18 protein-coding genes and 1 tRNA gene are annotated in these 18,853 nt (G+C 48.7%); 5 read left to right on the top strand and 14 right to left on the bottom strand.

Annotated elements, in window-relative coordinates:
• Positions 1–76: 76 nt before the first annotated feature.
• The 7 genes from ACFVVF_RS16465 to rpsF all read right to left on the bottom strand — a co-directional run bounded on the left by ACFVVF_RS16465 (position 77) and on the right by rpsF (position 5,860).
• The gene (locus tag ACFVVF_RS16465; RefSeq protein WP_387811637.1) at positions 77–1,231 is read right to left on the bottom strand and encodes a cation:proton antiporter; all 1,155 of its coding nucleotides are present in this window, start codon (positions 1,229–1,231) and stop codon (positions 77–79) included.
• A gap of 179 nt (positions 1,232–1,410) precedes the next feature.
• Positions 1,411–2,586 carry an AI-2E family transporter gene (locus ACFVVF_RS16460; protein WP_387811634.1) on the bottom strand — a complete coding sequence of 392 codons (1,176 nt, stop codon included), beginning with the start codon at positions 2,584–2,586 and terminating at the stop codon, positions 1,411–1,413.
• Between the two features lie 202 nt (positions 2,587–2,788).
• A complete protein-coding gene (locus ACFVVF_RS16455) occupies positions 2,789–3,967 on the bottom strand; it encodes an NAD(P)/FAD-dependent oxidoreductase (RefSeq protein ID WP_387811632.1) in 1,179 nt (392 codons plus the stop codon).
• Positions 3,968–3,990: 23 nt separating this feature from the next.
• Positions 3,991–4,428: a helical membrane plugin domain-containing protein gene (locus ACFVVF_RS16450; RefSeq protein ID WP_387811629.1), complete on the bottom strand. Its 438-nt coding sequence runs from the start codon at positions 4,426–4,428 to the stop codon at positions 3,991–3,993.
• A 255-nt stretch (positions 4,429–4,683) separates the two neighbouring features.
• On the bottom strand, positions 4,684–4,968 hold the full coding sequence (rpsR, locus tag ACFVVF_RS16445; RefSeq protein ID WP_042169765.1) for a 30S ribosomal protein S18: 285 nt from the start codon (positions 4,966–4,968) through the stop codon (positions 4,684–4,686).
• A gap of 18 nt (positions 4,969–4,986) precedes the next feature.
• Positions 4,987–5,538 carry a single-stranded DNA-binding protein gene (ssb, locus tag ACFVVF_RS16440; RefSeq protein ID WP_387811627.1) on the bottom strand — a complete coding sequence of 184 codons (552 nt, stop codon included), beginning with the start codon at positions 5,536–5,538 and terminating at the stop codon, positions 4,987–4,989.
• A 37-nt stretch (positions 5,539–5,575) separates the two neighbouring features.
• On the bottom strand, positions 5,576–5,860 hold the full coding sequence (rpsF, locus tag ACFVVF_RS16435; protein WP_387811625.1) for a 30S ribosomal protein S6: 285 nt from the start codon (positions 5,858–5,860) through the stop codon (positions 5,576–5,578).
• 199 nt (positions 5,861–6,059) lie between these two features.
• Between rpsF and ACFVVF_RS16430 the strand changes: the two genes are divergently transcribed.
• Positions 6,060–6,242 (top strand): YjzC family protein, encoded by a 183-nt coding sequence (locus tag ACFVVF_RS16430; RefSeq protein ID WP_387813096.1) that lies wholly within the window; start codon positions 6,060–6,062, stop codon positions 6,240–6,242.
• A 457-nt stretch (positions 6,243–6,699) separates the two neighbouring features.
• Here ACFVVF_RS16430 and ACFVVF_RS16425 read toward each other — a convergent pair whose 3' ends face one another.
• The 4 genes from ACFVVF_RS16425 to ACFVVF_RS16410 form a co-directional block, all read right to left on the bottom strand.
• Positions 6,700–9,453 carry an S-layer homology domain-containing protein gene (locus tag ACFVVF_RS16425; RefSeq protein WP_387811623.1) on the bottom strand — a complete coding sequence of 918 codons (2,754 nt, stop codon included), beginning with the start codon at positions 9,451–9,453 and terminating at the stop codon, positions 6,700–6,702.
• Between the two features lie 404 nt (positions 9,454–9,857).
• Positions 9,858–9,948: transfer RNA gene (locus ACFVVF_RS16420), tRNA-Ser, on the bottom strand.
• Positions 9,949–10,017: 69 nt separating this feature from the next.
• Positions 10,018–11,760, bottom strand: coding sequence for a sensor histidine kinase (locus ACFVVF_RS16415; protein WP_387811620.1), 1,743 nt, complete (start codon positions 11,758–11,760; stop codon positions 10,018–10,020).
• The gene (locus ACFVVF_RS16410; RefSeq protein WP_387811617.1) at positions 11,757–12,473 is read right to left on the bottom strand and encodes a response regulator transcription factor; all 717 of its coding nucleotides are present in this window, start codon (positions 12,471–12,473) and stop codon (positions 11,757–11,759) included. Before ACFVVF_RS16410 ends, ACFVVF_RS16415 begins: the two co-directional genes overlap by 4 nt.
• Positions 12,474–12,613: 140 nt before the next feature.
• Between ACFVVF_RS16410 and ACFVVF_RS16405 the strand changes: the two genes are divergently transcribed.
• The gene (locus ACFVVF_RS16405) at positions 12,614–13,828 is read left to right on the top strand and encodes a DUF418 domain-containing protein (RefSeq protein ID WP_387811614.1); all 1,215 of its coding nucleotides are present in this window, start codon (positions 12,614–12,616) and stop codon (positions 13,826–13,828) included.
• Between the two features lie 68 nt (positions 13,829–13,896).
• Here the strand turns inward: ACFVVF_RS16405 and ACFVVF_RS16400 are convergent, their stop codons facing one another.
• The gene (locus tag ACFVVF_RS16400; protein ID WP_387811611.1) at positions 13,897–14,454 is read right to left on the bottom strand and encodes a GbsR/MarR family transcriptional regulator; all 558 of its coding nucleotides are present in this window, start codon (positions 14,452–14,454) and stop codon (positions 13,897–13,899) included.
• A gap of 243 nt (positions 14,455–14,697) precedes the next feature.
• Here ACFVVF_RS16400 and ACFVVF_RS16395 point away from each other — a divergent pair, with 243 nt between their 5' ends.
• Genes ACFVVF_RS16395 through ACFVVF_RS16385 form a run of 3 tightly spaced genes read left to right on the top strand, consistent with a single transcriptional unit; the run spans position 14,698 to position 17,616 of the window.
• Entirely contained in the window at positions 14,698–15,897 is a 1,200-nt protein-coding gene (locus ACFVVF_RS16395; protein ID WP_387811608.1) for a quaternary amine ABC transporter ATP-binding protein, read from the top strand.
• Positions 15,894–16,730: an ABC transporter permease gene (locus ACFVVF_RS16390; RefSeq protein ID WP_387811605.1), complete on the top strand. Its 837-nt coding sequence runs from the start codon at positions 15,894–15,896 to the stop codon at positions 16,728–16,730. Before ACFVVF_RS16395 ends, ACFVVF_RS16390 begins: the two co-directional genes overlap by 4 nt.
• A 13-nt stretch (positions 16,731–16,743) precedes the next feature.
• Complete coding sequence (locus ACFVVF_RS16385; protein WP_387811602.1) at positions 16,744–17,616, top strand: glycine betaine ABC transporter substrate-binding protein; 873 nt, start codon at positions 16,744–16,746, stop codon at positions 17,614–17,616.
• 94 nt (positions 17,617–17,710) lie between these two features.
• Here the strand turns inward: ACFVVF_RS16385 and ACFVVF_RS16380 are convergent, their stop codons facing one another.
• Together ACFVVF_RS16380 and ACFVVF_RS16375 are read right to left on the bottom strand one after the other, a co-directional pair.
• A complete protein-coding gene (locus ACFVVF_RS16380; protein ID WP_387811600.1) occupies positions 17,711–17,932 on the bottom strand; it encodes a DUF951 domain-containing protein in 222 nt (73 codons plus the stop codon).
• A 1-nt stretch (position 17,933) separates the two neighbouring features.
• A complete protein-coding gene (locus tag ACFVVF_RS16375; protein WP_387811597.1) occupies positions 17,934–18,800 on the bottom strand; it encodes a mechanosensitive ion channel family protein in 867 nt (288 codons plus the stop codon).
• Positions 18,801–18,853 lie beyond the last annotated feature (53 nt).

The raw sequence follows: 18,853 nt of genomic DNA, 5'->3' as shown, positions 1-18,853 counted from the left end.
TCTCTATACACCCTTTATAAAGACAAGAACCCGCTGCTGGCAGCGGGTTCTTTTTTTTGTCTCCTTATTCTCACGCTTATTTGGATGCCAGCTGACGATTTTCTTTAAACACCGCTTTCAACAGCGGCGGGGTAATAAGCGTCGTTAGAATGACGACCAATACAACAGAGGTAAAATAGTCAGGCAGCAGCAGACCTGCCTGCAAGCCCGTTGACGCAATAATAAGTGCTACCTCCCCCCTGGACACCATGCCTGAGCCAATAACGAGGGAGGACCGGTTATCGAAGCCCGTAAGCCTCGCCCCAACGCCGCCGCCTATCAGCTTCGTTATGACGGCTACAATCGTCAGCAGTATAATAAACAGCCATTGGCTGCCGACACCGTCGAAGGTAATGTTAAGGCCGATGCTGACGAAAAAGACCGGTACAAATAACGTATAGGCAATCGGTTCAATTTTTGACTCAACTTGATGCTTGAAGGACGTCTGCGAAATCGCAATCCCTGCTGCGAATGCCCCAATAATGCCTGCGATGCCCATCATTTCGGCAAAGTAAGAAAAAGCGAGACAGACAATCAGTCCTGCGCTCATCACCGCTTCTGTTACCTTAAACGGAGCAAACAGCTTCATGAACCTTGGCACGATGAACCAGCCGGCAGCGATAACAATGATAAAGAATAACGCCTTCTTGCCAATCAGCAAACCGATCGAGACATCGCCGGCCGTACCCAGGAAGCTCATCATAACAGCCAGCAAAATAACGACTAGCACATCATCCAATACAGCCGCACCAAGTATCGTCGTTCCCTCCCTGGACCCAAGCCGGTCCATTTCCTTCAGCGTCTGTACCGAAATGCTGACCGAGGTTGCACACAGAAGCAACCCAAGAAACAACGCTTCGTTGTTCGTCAGACCAAAGCCCGCTGCCAAAGCATATCCCCCTATAAATGGTAAAATAATTCCCCCTACTGCTACAGCAAAGCTTGCCTTCCAGTTTTTGCGAAGCTGATCGAGATCGGTCTCCAGTCCAGCAATGAACATCAGCAGCAGCACGCCGATCTCCGAGAAGTGGCCAATGAAGTCATCCGGCTGCACCCAGCCAAGTATGGCCGGCCCAAGTAAAATACCGGCGAGCAGCTTGCCCAGCACCGAAGGCTGGCCCAGCTTGACGGATATCGCCCCTGCGGCCTTCGTGAATAAGATAATTAAAGCTAAATACAAAATAAAAATCATAATTCCCTTCCCCTCCGACTCTAAGCACGACGGCAGTCCTCTGTAAAATGGCTTTATTATAACAAAAGGAGCCTGCGTATATACAGGCTCCTCAAGTCGTTAAAGGACAGAAAAAGCCCGTCGTTGACAGGCTCCTCCAGTCCGTGCTTATTCGATTGTTGCTTTCTATTATACAAGGATTACGCTTTTGGTTCAATGGAAACCGGCGGCTGATCAGCTTCCTCTTCATTATATAGCGAAGATTTGCGCTTGATGTAGTTGAACAGATTCATAAAGGCAACCTTCAACACCGCGTAGCCAGGAACGGCTAATATGATTCCTACTATACCGAATAAATTGCCTGCGGTCAGAATAACGAAAATGATCGTAATGGGATGGATCTTCAAGCTTTTGCCCATAATTTGCGGGGAAATAAATTTCCCTTCGATCAGTTGGACAACAGTCCATATTACGATCATCTTTACCAGCATAATCGGCGACGTTACGAGCGCGACGATAAGTGCAGGCGTAATGGCAATGGCTGGCCCCAAGTATGGAATGACAGCCGTACAAGCCGCGATCAGAGCCAGTACAAGCGAATATTTGAGCCCAATAATGATATAGCCCAGATAAAGCAAAGCACCGATGCAAAAGCTGACGATAATTTGCCCGCGGATGTAGCTGCTGATTTGCGAGTTCATCTCGCCGAATACGCGCAGCGACGAACCGCGAACCTTGGTCGGAAGGAAGCCGACGATCGTGCGCGGCAGCTTCTTGCCTTCGTACAGCAAGTAGAACAAAATGAACGGCAGTGTAATGATCGCAAGCACGACTTCCTTCAGCGTACTGAAGAAAGAACCGACGCTGGACCACACATTGTTCAGTATAGAAGTAACCTTGCTCGTTACATTGCTGGTCAATTCGGCAGTATTAATATTGAGCCAATCCTGAACTTGACTGGAGAGTGAACTCCCAATAATGGAATCGAACTGTTTCTGGATTTGCTCCGCATAGTCCGGGAAGTTATTAATAAAACCAGTAATCTGGTCGGTGATGAGCGGAATGACGGATACAAGCAGGATCGTAATCAAGCCAATAATAATAATAAATAACAGCAGGATTGAATAGGCCCGCTTCACCTTCCATCGTTCCAGATAATCGACGATTGGATTCAATAAATAATAGACAACTCCCGCTAATAATACGGGCAGTAATATCGTCTTGAGCAGCACGGTCAGCGGCGTAAATATATACGATATTTTCGTAAATACCATAATATTCAGCCCGATGAGCAGAAGCACGAACAGAAAGATGACGAACTTGTTGTTCAGAAATAATTGCTTGAACCGGCTTGGGCCCGTTTGCGTCGGTTCCATATCGTTTCCTCCCTGATCTATATAATCCATAACTGAAGTTATGCTTGCACTATAAGGGATATTATAGCATTCGGGCAAAGGCGATTGCGAATTTGCAGGAGTTGTATTTGCACGTCAAAAAAAGCCCTCTCCAGGGAGCAATATCTTTATAAAAAGACATTGCTCCAAAGAAGAGGACTTCTTGTAAGCCGTTATTAATGAATTAGTGAATCAGGGAGAACAGACCGTTCACGTGCGACAGGTAACGCACGTTGCTCGCTTCCTTCATCAAGGAAGCTGTAAGGCCTCTCAGACGAAGCTGGCTAGCGCCAACCGTACCGATCGCATCTTTGCGGCCCAAGCTTGCCAATACGCCAGAGTTCACGAACTCGAACGTTTTCAATGGCAAACCTTTATGCTCTGCATACAGATTGTAGCCGATTGCTTCGCCCATTTGCCATGCGATTTGCGCGCTTGGCGGGAATGGACGGCCTTCCGCTCCGAATACAACCGCATTGTCGCCTGCGAGGAATACGTCAGCATGCGAAGTGGATTGCAGGAATTCATTAACCGTAGCACGGCCGCGGTTAACTTCGATACCGCAGTTCGCGACAACAGGGTTGCCTGTTACGCCGCCAGTCCATACGAATGTATTCGTATCGATCGCGTTGCCGTCTTTCAGCAATACTTTCGTGCCTTGTACTTCCGTTACAGCAACGCCCATGATGAGCGTAACGCCACGGTTTTCAAGGCTAGCTTTCGCGCGTTCAACCAGCTCAGCAGGGAAACCAGCCAGAATCGACGGGCCAGCTTCGATGTTGTACAGCTTGATTTCATTGCGGTCAACGCCTTTAGCTTCACACCATTTTGGAAGCATGTCCGCGATTTCGCCGATCAGCTCGATGCCAGTCAGGCCGCCGCCGCCAACAACGATCGTAGCGTCCTTCGCGTCTTTCGATTTCGCATAAGCATCCAGACGAGCTTGAATGTGTGCGGATACTTTTTTCGCTTCTTCAACCGATTTCAGCGTCATGCTGTTCTCTTCCAGACCTGGAATGCCGAAGAATGCTGTTTCGCCGCCAAGCGCTACAACGAGCTTATCGTAGCCCAGGTTGCCGCTTGCCAGCAGGCGAACTTGTTTTTTCTCCGGATCGATGCTTTCAACGTTGTCGATGATCAGCTCAATCGATTTGTCTTTCAGCAATTTGCTCAAAGGCAAAGCAACGTTCTTCTCATCCAGGCCGCTTACAGCCAGACGGTGAAGCTCGGTTACGATTTGGTGGTAAGGCACACGGTTAACGAGCGTAATCTTAGCTTCATCAGCCGAGAAATGTTTGCGGGCAGTCAGAGCGCTCAGCAAGCCGCCGTAGCCGCCACCCAGAATTAAAATTTGTTTAGCCATGCTAATCCTCCGTCCTTAGTATGTTAGTTAGCGCCTTTACGCTCGGACAATACCGCTAGAAATGCTTGTGCAAAACGGAATGACGATTGCACTTGCGGATCTTTCAGCATTTTCAACAATCCAAACAGACCGATAGTCGCCGAAGCGTCAGCCTGTGCGCGATCATTAGCTTCTACTGCAGCGGAAGCCAAACCTTTAGCCTTGTCAGCGATTGGTTTAATAAAGTCTCCTGCGCCATGAATCATGTCGTTAACCAATACTTTGTCGTTCGCAACTGTCGATGCTACGTCATACGCTTTCGTAAGCAGTGTCACCATTTCAGCCAATTTCGGCAGGTTCTCAACCAATACGGTAAGCGACGCTTGAACCTCCGGCTTCAACAATTGTTCAAGCACATCCAGTTCACGTACAGATACGGCTTCTTCACCGTTCTCGAGTTGTTTCGTTACTGTTTCGGACATACGAATTGCAGCCTCCCTTATGCATGCTGTGTATTATGAGCTGTGTTGCTTTCACGAACCATTCCTTAATAATGTGCCAAATTCTTGTGAAAACATTCACAATCCCGACAAACTATGACGGCTCGTTGCCCCTCAATATGTTCATTGTATTCCTCTTTCACCAAATGTTCAATTCCTATTTTCAGGAATCGTACATTTTTCTCAAGAAAAAGGCCTGCCGAGAATGATCTCTAACAGGCCTTGCTGAGCAGATAACTACTCAGTTGTGTATGGCAACAAAGCTACTGTACGCGAACGTTTAATCGCAACAGTCAGCAAGCGTTGGTATTTCGCGCTTGTTCCAGTTACACGGCGTGGCAAGATTTTGCCGCGCTCGCTGATGAATTTGCGAAGCAAATCCGTATCTTTATAGTCAATGTGAGTGATTTTGTTAACAGTGAAGTAACAAACTTTACGGCGTTTGTTGCGTCCGCCTTTGCGACCGCCGAATTTGCGTTCTGGACGCTCTCCGTCTCCGCCTTCTCTTTGCTTAAAGCTCATTCGAACCCATCCTTTCAATTAAAATGGCAAATCATCTTCTGATATATCGATCGGTCGACCATCATCCGAGAACGGATCACGGCTGTCGTTACGTGAGTTTCCGGAGTTACCGGACCGGCTTCCGCCGCTGCTGTTGCCGCCACCGCTGTAAGAAGCGCTGCCGCCACCGCCGCCGCCAAAAGATCCGGTGTTGCCGTTATTTCCGCCGCCATAGCTATTGCCATTGTCCTCGCGCGGAGCTCCGCCTTCACGATTGGATTCCAAGAAGCGAACGTTATCGGCAATAACTTCCGTCACGTAGACGCGCTTGCCTTCGTTGTTCTCGTAATTCCGCACTTGAATGCGTCCCTCAACCGCTGTTAGACGGCCTTTACGCAAGTAATTGGCACAAGTCTCGGCCAGCTGTCTCCAAGTTACGACCGGAATAAAATCCGCTTCGCGTTCGCCCTGCCCGCTCGTAAACGGACGGTCTACTGCGATTGTAAATTGAGTGACGGCTACACCTGCGGGCGTATAACGCAACTCGGGGTCTCTCGTTAATCTGCCAATCAGTATTACACGGTTCAACATCGTTACAGACCTCCCAATCGATCAATCCTGGCGTGGCTTAGGCAACGTCTCTGACGATCAAAGAACGGATAACTTCATCCGTAATCTTCATGATGCGGTCGAGTTCGTTCACAACTTCAGTCGTTGCATTGAAATGAACCAGAACGTAGTAACCATCACGAATCTTATTGATCTCATACGCAAGACGACGTTTACCGATCAAGTCAGATTTCGTGACTTCACCGCCGTTGTTGATGATGCCATTGAATTTGTCAACGAGGGCTTGAACTTGCTCTTGCTCAACGTCTGGACGAATGATGTACATCACTTCATATTTGCGCATATTGTTTCACCTCCTTTTGGACTAAGCGGCTCCGCTAGGGAGCAAGGAGCGGTTATGATTAGATCATACTCGCATCTTTATACTATACCAAATCGCCCATCGTCTGACAAGTCGCTTTGCATTGGCGTTTTATGCCGTTCATGATCCCTCCCCCACCAGAGAATAATAGAGCGATACGGCTTTCAAGGAGGTGAACATGATGGGCGAATGGACACTGTTTTCCCCTGGGGACAAGGCTCCGAATGACGGCACTTATATTGAAGACGGAGTCAATTCCTTTCACATGGGCGTAAACAACCCGAAAAAGGTACAGCTGCGCAAAGGCGAGCGATTCCCGGATACAACCAACCACGAACGTAAGTGGAAGAAGATGGGCCACTAATTTTTTTTGCATAAGTGATGCATAAGGAATTGAAGCTTCGGACATCATACTAAACGACGGCGCGAAGAGAGGTGTGGTTCCGTTGAACCAAATGGTGCAATGGCTGCAAGAGGAATTGGTCCACTCAGCATAGAAGCGGAGGGTTGTGCCAAAGACACTTATCTGTAACACAAGCGCATTCAAGATCAGACTTAATACAAGCTGTTAGATACAGCCGCTTAAGATCCTGATCATTCATACGGCTTAAACGATGAAGCTTTTGTGGAATTGGGTTTGCCGGATTGAAGAATGTTAGCTCCTAATTTCTTTACGAAGTGTGAATTCATGACTCAACGATCAAGCGCCGTCACAGGGGGAGAGCTCGCAAGAGCTCTCTTCTTTTGTGCCCAGACATAAAAAGGACTGGCCTTCAGACGTTTAAGTCTGAGAGCCAGTCTTTTTTGCTTAGTTAGTTCTATTAGTTGTTGACGTAAAATCCTGAAGCCGGATTAACGTTGGTCAATTCATTGATTGGATTAAACGTAATGACTCCGTTCTCATCGATTGTAAATTCGAAAACGAGCCAGTACCGCTCATCAGCACCTGTAGGAATCGTGAATTCTACTGGATTCTCCCAGTCTGTTCCTTGAATCACTTGAACCTTTGCTCCAGATGCAGTCATTGGAGATTCGTTCGAGTAGTTATGCACATAGAACAGGTAAGTGCCAGGTGTTTTTTTGCGAAGCGTCGTTGTTTCTGGGCCGTAGGAGTCTACGTCATCCCAATCGAGATCAACAACAAGTTCTCCGTTTACTTTGTAGTCTTTCACACTGTACCAAGTGTGGAACTGCTGACCTTCCCCATTAACGGCAGGCCCAATCAAATGAGAATCCAAGTCTCTTGGCTTCAATCCCCATGTCAGAACAATGCGGGTTTCAGAAGAAAGCGGAATTTTAATCGCCGTAAAGTTCTCATTCTGATTCAACACATTGCTTGCGGCAACACCAATCAAATACGATTTGATGTAGTCCGTACCTTCGCCGCCAATCTCACCTGTATAAATACCGGCAGGAAGATTCACGAAGTACTTGCCGTTTGCATCCGTTGTTACGATTGCAACGACATCACCTGTTTTTGCATTCAAGCCTTTACGGAATTTAATTGTCAGGTTGGTAACAGGCTGGTTGCGAACGTCCGTTATTTTACCGCCGAAGCCTGTGAGCTTAATGGAACCGCTTTGGCTGCCAGCGAATTTCGTGAAGTTCGCATCATGCTGAACCGTCACATACAACGTTTTGCCGTAAGTGCTGACAGGCTGGAAATTAATTTTGCCATTCGAATAATTCAAGCCGCGGAGCTGTGTTTCAACACCGTTTAATGATGCTGTTACCTTGAAATGCTCCAAAGACAGATCTTCAATCTGTTGATCGAATTGAACATCGATTTGGCCATTTGTTACTACAATGCCCGTAATTGTAGGGTGCGTAACCGGCTGATAGACGGATACCGATACAGGAACTTCAATATTGTACGAACCGTAGCTCGCAGAAATTGTTGTCGTACCTTCACCTACTGCTTTAACCACACCATAAACAACCTCAGCTACGGAAGGCGAGGAGCTGTTCCAAGCAGCAATCTGAGTAAGATCGATATCGCCTTGATTTCTAACGCCGGTAAGCACAATTTGCTTAGTCGCTCCAGCAGCCGTTAGGTCCAATGATTGCGGGTTAGGAACAACGGCAGTAACCGAAGGATCTGCAGCCATAACCGGAGGCGTAGCAAGACCGCCAAAATCAACACCGTCAACACTCACTTGAGCGGAAGAAATGATGCCTGCTCCTGCAAACGATGTGATGGCATTAACGATTAAGTGTGTAACAGACGAGCCTGCATACAATTGGAATGCGTTGTTAACTGCGCCTGCCAATACATTCAGATCACCAATCGAAGCGCCATCTGCCAAGCTGATATTAATTTGTTGAGCATTTACGTTTACCGTATCAAATGATCCGTTCAGCGTAACGGTAGCATTTTGCGGAATCGTGTTCGTAAGGCTGATCGGACCGATCTCGCCTGCAGCATTGGCTTGAACAATACCGCCGGAACGCAATTCTACTTGCTGTACGTCAGTGCCATTTTCCAGAACAAGACGGATGCTGCCGTCGCTTTTGTTTACAACGACAGTAGCCAGAATCGAATTGGACACATGGATACTGTTAGGGCCGCCGCCTTGAACGTTAGTCGTGCCTGTTACAGTAACATTGTCGAGCGTAACGTCGCCCAGGCCAATAGCCGAGGTAAGCGTAAGGTTACCGTTAATGGTCGTATCTTTCAGCGTAACGTCTGCTGCACTGATGACAACGTCGCCAGTTACAGTGCCCAAGCTGCGTGTGCCGGCCTCGTTAATTGTTGTTGTCGTTTCAGGGTTTGGCGTCGGTACAGGTGTTGGGGTTGGATTCGAGCCACTGCCCGAGCCATTGCTGCCGTTGCCGCTAGGGGACGACGTCGGTTTTTTGTCGTCCTCAGGCTTTTTGGTACCCAGTGCGCTTACTTTATCAGCGTAAGCCGCTTTGTTAACGACAAATTCATAGGCCAGACGCGCAAGCGCTTGACGGTCTGCTTTGCCCGACGGGTTAAAGCTAATGGAACCGTCATTGTTCGTGCTGCCTTTAATAAAGCCGATTTTGTAAGCGAAGGACACGTGAGGCTTTGCCCATACCGATACGCTGTTCAAATCAGATAAGCTCGTTTCCAAAGCTGCAGCCTTAGCTTGCTCTTCCCATCCGAAAGCACGAATGAAGAACACAGCCAGCTCTTCTCTCGTTACCGTCTGATTAGGGGAGAAGCTGTTAGCCGAAGTGCCTTGCGTAATGCCCGATTTAACAAGCGCTCCGACGTAACCTGCAAACCAGTCGCTGCTTGCTACGTCCTTGAAGGAAGCCGCGCCCGATAAATCTTCTTCTTTATTCAACGATAACACGAGCACCTTAGCCAACTGTGCACGAGTTAAAGAGTCGCCTGGCTTAAAGGTTCCGTCCGTAAATCCGGCCAAAATTCCTTTTTCAACAAGTGCAGTAATCTCTGCTTTAGCATACGATTGGTCAATATCCGACAACGTTGCTGCCGTTGTAGTCTCCGCTGCGAAAGCGAAATAATTAGTAGAGAAAATAGATAGAATCATTGCTAGAGCGAGTACAATAGAAATTTTTCTTCGTGCTTGTTTTCTCAACAAAATACATTCTCTCCCTTTTGTTTTATTTCTTTTTGGCAAAATACAAGCTGACATCCCCGTTACTTATTTGCAAAATTCTATAACCATTGCTCCTTTTGTGTTGAATTATCGAAAAATAGTAAATTTTCCAATAGTACAATAATACCATTAGAAGAATTAATTTCAACGATAAATGTTCCAATTTTATCCGGTTCTATTAGATGATAGCCTTTTTAATAGTGATATCGATATAGATTAAGAGGGATGATTTGCTTAAAAGAAAGAAGTCGAAGCTTGGAGGACTGGGCCATTAAGCTCATATTGTTTGATGAAGACCGTAGTGGACTGAACGAGGTGTATAAAAATGAAGACAACAAAAAAACCTTCTACAGTCAAACTGTAGAAGGTTGTCATTTAAAAGTTAATGGCGGAGAAGGTGGGATTCGAACCCACGCACGCTTTGACACGCCTAGCTGATTTCGAGTCAGCCCCCTTGGGCCTCTTGGGTACCTCTCCGCATGTAATAAATAATATAGCACAGCGGCTACCTCTTTGCAAGGGCTTGTTCTGATTTTTTTGGAGCAGTCAAACAGCCGGCAAATACACCGTAATACGAGTTCCCTCTCCTACCTTCGAATGGACCTCAATCCGTCCATCATGGGCTTCTACGACCATTTTGGCAATGCTCATACCGAGCCCTGTCCCTTCCGTCGACTCCTCCGTATTCGTTCCCCTGTAATAACGCTCGAACAGCTTCTGCTGTGTTACAGCGTCCATTCCTACGCCGTTGTCCTCCACCCGGATATACACTTCATCATTGACCATTCCGCTGGACACCGTAACGATAACATCGGAGGGATTGTGCTTGACCGCGTTGGAGAGCAAGTTCTCGAACAGACGCTGCAGCCACTTTTCATTGCCGCGAATGAACAAAGGAACATCCTCGCTCTCATAACGGAACTGTGCGGCGGAAAGCGTAGCATCATTCACATAAGCCAGCACAGATACGCGAAGCAGCTCACTCAGCTCGATCCGGCTCCGGACGATACCGGCAGTATGCTGCTGCTTCAGCTCGGATATATGGGAGAAGTCGGTGATCAGCTCCAGCATATATTCGCCTTTCTCGCGAATTTGTGTCCCCATGTCGCGCAATTCGTCCTCGGACCATGCCCCTGAGGCGCTGCTCTCCAGAATATAGCCGTACCCTTGAATCGTGGAGAGTGGTGTACGAAGATCATGAGAAATGCCGGACATCCACTCCTCGCGCATCTGCTCCAGCTTCTTGCGGTCCTTTTCCGTCTGAGCCAATTGCTCGGCCATGCTGTAAAAGGATTGCAGCACCTCTTTGTACAGCCGGTAGCGCAGCTTCAACTGGCCTCTGCGGCGGAATAGCTTCTTCCGGTCCTTCGGTGTAAGCACCTCTTCATACAGCCCCTTCCCCATGCGTTCAAACCACCCCGTGAACAGCAAAAGCGGGCGCGCATAACGGTAGCCGTGCCATACCGACAACGCCAGGGCAAATAGTAAAATACCCGCTACAAGAAGCGAAAACTGCCATAACTCAGTGCTGTACATCCATTTGCTGGACCCGCTACTGTCCACATTCGGCGCATGGAGAATCCAAGTAGGATATCCCTCTTCCGAAGAGTAGATTGTAATGTTCGTATCATAGGAGCCCGGCGATTGGCGCATCGCAATGACCTCCAGCGGATCGTAATGCCGGGGCTCAGCCGCTTTTTCCCCGATTGCCTGCAGTTCTTCTCCCTCTGCATCTACAATCGTCAAGTAGCTTCCTGTCTCTTTAAGCTGCCGCTCTAACGAGGGAATATCCGCTGCCGGCACGAGCCCGCCGCTCCCGTATTGCTCATACAATCCGGCAAGATTCTCCAACCTTGCATTCTCATACCCTAGAAGGAAGAGCAACGGGCTGGAATACGTGTCATCCAAATAAGCTTCGATACTATAACCACCGCTTTGTTTGCTATCTTGAATATGGACCAGTTCGGCCAGGGTATACTTCTGCGGCTGCTCCCCATGCGTATTGACCTCGAAGATGACGGCTCCCTTCACATCGACCACCTGGAGCCAGGCATTACGTTCGGTTATAATATCCTGCCATTGCTTAGACATTTGAATTTCACCATTGTTGAAATAAGTTCCGGTGACGAGGCTCTCCAATCCGTTGACCGGGAAGTTTCGTTTAATCTCCTCCCGGGTCACCACGTTAACCATTACTAACACCATTGCAACAATAAGCCCGACAACCACAATCGAATAAGCCGCCAGCTGATACGTAAAATGAATGGCCAATCTCCGCTGCAGCTTCATCGCATCTCGGGCTCCTTCGCCAGCTTGTAGCCAAGTCCGCGTACCGTCAGCAGATGCGTAGGCATTCCCGGATCATGCTCAATCCGCTCGCGAATCCGCCGGATATGCACCATTACCGTGTTGTCATCACCCAGGCCGTCAAGACCCCATACCGCCTCATACAGCTGGGTTTTGGAAAACACGATGCCAGGATGCTTGCAGAAGTGCAACAGCAGCTGGAATACTTGAGCCGGGCAGTTGACAGGCTTGCCATCGACTAACAGCTCTCCCTCCGACTCATTCAACTGGAAGCGTCCAAAGCTGTAGACAGGCTTTATAGCTCTCGCTAACGGCTCAGAAGTCTCCCCCATTCTCCGCACTCGTGCTTTAATGCGCGCAGCGATTTCTAACGGGTTGAAAGGCTTTAGAATATAATCATCTCCCCCTACCGCGAAGCCGTTAAGCACATCGAGATCCGATACTTTTGCCGTTAGAAATAAAATATAAGGATTGCCATAAGTGCGAAGCTTGGAACAGAGCTCCAGGCCGTTGCCATCCGGAAGCATGACATCCAGGATGATGATATCCGCTCCATAACGTTCAATTTGCTCCAGCGCCTCCCGGCAACTGCCCGCTGTATATACTTGCTCGAAGCCTTCTTTAACCAACACCATACGCAGCATTTTCACAATGGAAGGCTCATCATCTACGATTAATATTTTGCTCGTCGTCATTATTTATCACCCACCAATAGGCTACCACATAAACCTTAACAGCAGTTTAACAAAACTGGCAAAAATTAAGCTGTCGTTACAGTATTGTTTGCTTCTTATTCAAGCACCGCTGATAGCCTGTTTATTGAGGTGATGGAGATATGAAGGAGACAACCGATTCAGTCAATCGTATTCGAATAATCGATGCGATTCGAGGGTTTAGTTTATTAGGCATACTAATATGCAACATGCTGATTTTCCAATACGGCTTGTACGGAAAAGGAATGCTGGAGCTGTTCCATGCGTCCACTGTAGACATTGCCGCCCATAACGTTCTGCTTGTCGTGGCGGAGGGCAGCTTTATGCCGATCTTTATGTTCCTGTTCGGCTACAGTCTCTTCAAGCTAAGAGAGCGGCTGGTACAGAGCGGGCTAAAGCCTTGGCGAGCGCTCTTCAGACGTTTTGCCTTACTGGCCGGAGCCGGCCTGCTCCATTCGACACTGTTGTGGGATGGCGATATTTTGCTTCCTTACGGCATTACAGGCTTCGTTCTTCTATTATTCGTGAACCGCAAGCCAAAGACGCTGCTAATCTGGGCGATTATACTAGGGGTCCTGTTCGCTGCGGCAACTTATGGGATGTATGAGCCCTCCTCCCAAGGTGAGGACCCGAAAACAGTAGAATATGTGCAACGCTCGATCCCCATTTTAAGTGAAGGAAGCTACGGCGATATTACCAAATTCCGCGAGGAAAGCCCGCTCGATATTCCAGATGCCGGCCTCATATTTGTAGCCTTTATGCTTCCTTTCATGCTGATGCCGATGTTCCTGCTCGGTATAGCTGCCGCCAAAAAAGGCTGGTTCCGCAACCCCCGGCAGGAACGGAACACCTATAAATATGGTACTGCTGTACTTCTGCCTGCAGGTCTCCTGTTGAAAGGCTTTGGGGTAGCGATGTCCCAGACGCAAATCGGTCCCGTTCTTACTCAAATCGGCGGCCCCCTGCTTGCCTTGGGTTATCTCGCGGCATTCGCGTTGGTGCTCTCTCATCTGTCTAGATCGTCTTACTTGCTCAGAGCCTTTGAATCGGTCGGCCGCTTGAGCTTGACGAACTATTTGATGCAGACCGTCATTTGCACCACTTTGTTCTATGGCTACGGCTTAGGCTGGTTCGGTAAAGTTGGCGTAATCACCGGCACACTGCTCGCTATTGTGATCTATGCGCTTCAAGCCATTGTATCGGCAATGCTGTTAAAGCGGATAAAGAACGGTCCATTCGAGATGCTGCTTCGCATCGGAACGTACTTCTCACTGAACGGCAAGCTGCGCAATGTCCCGCAGGCAAAGCCAGTCCCCCCTGTTTCTGCCGACCTTTAAGCCGTATTATGCACGAAAAAAAGCGGATGATGCCCCTCGCATCATCCGCTTTTTCAATTGGAGCCCTGCTATTCTTCCTTAGGAATAAGTGTGAAAATATCCCCGCTTTCGAAGGAATCGATTAACCGCTCCAGCCATTTATAATATTTCATCGATTCCAGCATCTTCAACCGATCATGCTCCAGCACTTTCATAAAGACGGCGTCCTCGCTATATTTCTCCTCAAGCGTTTCAATTTCTTTCATACATTTGCGCAAAGCGCTTCGGTTCTGCTCAACGGCCTTTCTCCACTTAATCGAGAAGAAATCGGCGAAGTTTTGATGCCAATCCGGCTCCACTTCGTACAGGTCCTTCCGCGAGCCTTTTCCCCATACTTTATTAATCATTTTCAAATCATGGAGCGTGCGCATACCTGTGCTGATCGACGTCTTGCTGAGCCCCATCGCCTCGCTCATTTCATTCAAGGTAACAGGCTCCTGATTAAAGTACATATTGCCGTACAAGTGACCAATAGACAACGTAATGCCGTATAAGTCCATATTTTTACCGATTGACTCGATCGCGCGACGACGTGTATGCAGCAGCTGTTCCCGTTGCTCGTCTGTCAGATCTGCAAGTTCATTCATGATTTTCCTCCTGAGGGAACCTGATTGCTCCCGATAAATCCTACATCTTGTATTGTAAACAGAGCTTATCCGCATGTAAAGATTCGTTCTCGACCGGAAAAAGGAGTTATCCAGAGTATTCGGCACGTACAGTACGTAAAGTTTAAACTGTACGTTCTATATCGTCTCTCACCCGTTTTGACCCTTACAAAGTTAACCAGATACACTATTACAGGTGAGACCACATACAAAGGGGGCGCACTTATGGCGATTATAGAAGCCAAAAAGCTTACAAAAATATTTGGGTCCGACCCCAAGAAAACGGCCGCTTTATTAGATAAAGGGTGGTCCAAGGAAAAGATCTTAGCAGAAACCAAGCACACCGTTGGCGTTAATCAAGCCGACTTTACGATAAAGCCTGGCCAGATCTTTGTCATTATGGGCTTGTCCGGCAGCGGCAAATCGACGCTGGTGCGGCTGCTCAACCGGCTAATCGAGCCAACCTCCGGCCAATTGCTCTTCAACGGCACGGATGTACTGAAGATGTCGCCGGAGCTGCTCCGGCAGTATAGACGCAAGCATATCGGCATGGTTTTTCAGAAATTTGCGCTGTTCCCTCATCGCACAGTCGTGCAGAACATCGAATACGGCCTTGAAATCCAAGGCATCGACAAGAAGAAACGCCGGGAAATGGCAATGGAATCACTGGAGCTTGTTGGTCTGAAGGGCTGGGAGAACAGCTATCCCGAGCAGCTTAGCGGCGGCATGCAGCAGCGTGTCGGGCTGGCTCGCGGTTTAGCGAACAACCCGGAGATTCTGCTTATGGATGAAGCCTTCAGCGCACTTGATCCGCTTATTCGGAAGGATATGCAGGATGAATTGATTGAGCTGCAGCTGAAAATGAAAAAAACGATCGTCTTCATCACCCATGACCTGGATGAAGCGCTGCGCATCGGCGATCAAATCGCTTTGATGAAGGATGGCAGCATCGTTCAGATCGGTACGCCGGAAGAAATTCTGATGCAGCCGGCTAACAAATATGTAGAGCGTTTCGTTGAAGACGTCGATTTGTCGAAGGTGTTGACCGCTTCCCATGTCATGAAGAAGGCGGCAACGATTACGCCGGAGAAAGGGCCTCGTGTATCTCTGCAATTTATGCGGGAGCAAGGCGTATCCAGCCTTTATGTCGTCGACAAGCGGATGCAGCTGCTTGGCATTATTACAGCCGAGGATGCGGTTCGCTCCATCAAAGAAGGCCTTCCGTTTGAATCGATTATTCAGACAGAGGTGCCGACAGCCTCTCCAGACACCGTGCTCAACGATTTATTCGAGATGATGGGCCAAACCCGGCTTCCCGTCGCGGTAATCGGGGAAAACAACCGGCTAAGAGGCGTCGTCGTGAAGGGCGCCGTTCTGGCAGCTCTATCCGGCAACTCGCCTGAGGAAGGAGGCCATACCCTATGAATCTCCCCAAAATTCCGCTAGCAGACTGGATTGAATGGCTCGAAGCATGGCTGGAAGCGAACTTCGATCCGCTCTTCCAATTCATCCGGCTTATCGTCGGCGAGACCGTAGGCGGCCTTGAAGCGGTTCTGCAATGGTTTCCGCCGCTCGTCCTTATTCTTATCTTCACTGCAATTGCCTGGCTGATCGGCAAATGGCGAATGGCGCTGTTCTCATTCATAGGCCTTGCCATCATCGATAATCTCGGCTTATGGAGTCAAACGATGCAGACGCTCGCTCTCGTCATTACAGCCGCCTTTATTTCGATTCTGATCGGCGTTCCGCTTGGCATTCTATGTGCAAGAAGCAAGACGGTGCTTCGCATCATCACGCCGCTGCTTGACTTCATGCAGACGATGCCTGCATTCGTCTATCTGCTTCCTGCCGTTACATTCTTCTCGCTCGGTGTCGTTCCCGGTGTAATCGCCTCGATTATTTTCGCGATTCCGCCAACGATCAGGTTGACGAATTTGGGTATACGGCAGGTTCCGGCCGAGCTTGTGGAGGCAGCCGATGCGTTTGGCTCCACACCGGCACAAAAGCTGTTTAAGCTGCAGCTCCCGCTAGCTATGCCAACGATCATGGCGGGCATCAATCAGACGATTATGCTCTCGCTCTCCATGGTCGTTATCGCATCGATGATTGGCGCACAAGGGGTAGGCGCCTACGTCTACAGAGCCGTAACGCAGGGCAATACCGGCGTAGGCTTTGAGGCGGGGCTTGCCATCGTTATTTTAGCCATTATTCTCGACCGTCTTACTCAGCAGTCTATGAACAAAACGAAAACAAATTAAGGAGTTGTTCGATTTGAAGAAAAAAACTTGGCTTACCGCATTATCCGCTCTGCTATTCGTTGCAGTCGTCGCAGGCTGCTCCTCTGCCTCAGGCGGCGGCGACGGCAAAAAGATCAAGCTTGCTTATGTCGCATGGGATTCAGAAATCGCCAGCACGAATGTAGTCAAAGAGGTATTCGAGCAACGGCTCGGCTATAAAGTAGAAATGCTGCAAGTGGATGCCGGCCCGATGTGGGCAGGCGTATCCGACGGCAGCGCTGATGCGATGGTAGCTGCATGGCTTCCGACTACCCATGCTTCTTATATTCAGAAGTATGACGGCAAATTCGAAGACCTCGGCCCCAATCTTGAAGGTACCAAAACCGGACTTGTCGTTCCTTCTTATATGGATATCAAAAGCATGGATGAATTAAACGATACGACAGGCAAAGCTGTCGATTATACGATTATCGGCATTGAGCCCGGCGCAGGTCTGATGATGTCGACCGAGAAGGCACTCGATGAATACGGTCTTCGCGATAAATGGACGCTGCTTGAGAGCTCCTCTGCCGCTATGACGCAGCAGCTTCAGAAGGCTTATAACAACCAAGAGCCTATCGTAGTTACCGGCTGGACACCGCATTGGATGTTCGCCAAGATGGATCTGAAATACTTGGATGATCCGAAAAACGTATACGGCGGTGACGAGCAGATTCATACCGTCGTTCGCCAAGGCTTGAAAGAGGATGATGCAGATGCTTATGCATTCCTCGATAAGTTCAACTGGACGCCAGATGATATGGCAGCAGTTATGATTCAAATCCAGGAAGGCAAATCCCCTGAAGCAGCAGCTAAAGCATGGGTAGAAGCGAACGCCGACAAAGTGGATGCATGGCTGGCTAAATAAACAGCAAACAGCAAAAAAGACGCCTCAATCGCACATCGCACATGCGGGCGTCTTTTTTGCTGTTCTACACTACTTCAGCTATTTATCGCTACTATTACTGCTGCAGATCGCTGTCCTCAGCTGAGTTTGCGGACCGCAGCACTTTTTTCATGTTTTTCTCGAACTTCGCACGCGGGATCAGCACACTATGCTTGCAGCCCACGCATTTGATGCGAATGTCCATCCCCATCCGGATGATCTCCATCTCGTTGGAACCGCAAGGATGCTGCTTTTTCATCTGTACGATGTCTCCAAGCTCGAAATGTTTGCGTTCCACTTTAAGTGCCCCCTTCTGTTCGATGATAAGTGACCATTCTTGGATAAGGAATATCAATCCCGTGCTCGTCCATCGTTTTCTTAATCAATAAGTTCATCGATCTTGCTACAGCAAAGTGCGTGTGAGGCAAACACTCGGCAGTCACCCGAAGCAGCACATTAGAGGCTCCTATTTGCTGCACACCAAGCACTTCCGGCTCTTTCACGAGATTCGGATCCTCCAGCTTGCCTACCGCATCCCGGATAATAGCAGTCGCCCGTTCCACATCCTCATCATAGCCGATTGCTACGTCCACTACAGCAACGGAATTGTTGACCGAGAAATTCGTTACCTCATTGATCATTCCATTAGGGATAATGTGCACTTCGCCCGTCCAGCTCAATATTCGCGTCGTCCGCAGCCCTACGACTTCAACCTTGCCTTTGAACTGCCCCGTCTGAATAATGTCATCTACGGCGAATTGATCCTCCAGAATGATAAAGAACCCTGCAATAATATCTTTAACCAGACTTTGCGCGCCAAAACCAATGGCCAAGCCAATGACGCCTGCGCCGGCAAGCAGCGGAGCAAGCTCTATGCCGAATTCCGATAAAATAATCATCAATGTAATGAAGTATCCTACATAGGAAAATACATTTTTGATCAGCTTGCCTACCGTCGTCATTCTTCGGCTCTGACTTGGCATCCTCTTGGCTGCTTGGTTCAAGATGACCCGATCAATCATTTTATTGGCAATCCAGATCACGATCGGCCCTGCGATGAGTATAGCGGCAATTCGCAGAACAGACTCCCCGATTAGCCCCCATATGCCATCGATGGACAACCATGCCGTTACACTTTCATACAGTGCAAGCCCATCTCCCGTCACACTTACCACCTACCCTATTTTAAACCGCTGTACAGGTTTTCAGCTCTTCTTGT

The organism is Paenibacillus sp. NPDC058174 (genome assembly GCF_042883865.1).
In the GTDB taxonomy this organism is placed as follows: Bacteria; Bacillota; Bacilli; order Paenibacillales; family Paenibacillaceae; genus Pristimantibacillus.
The sequence above is the reverse complement of the archived record's forward strand: the minus strand, read 5'-3'. Positions and strand labels throughout refer to the sequence as shown.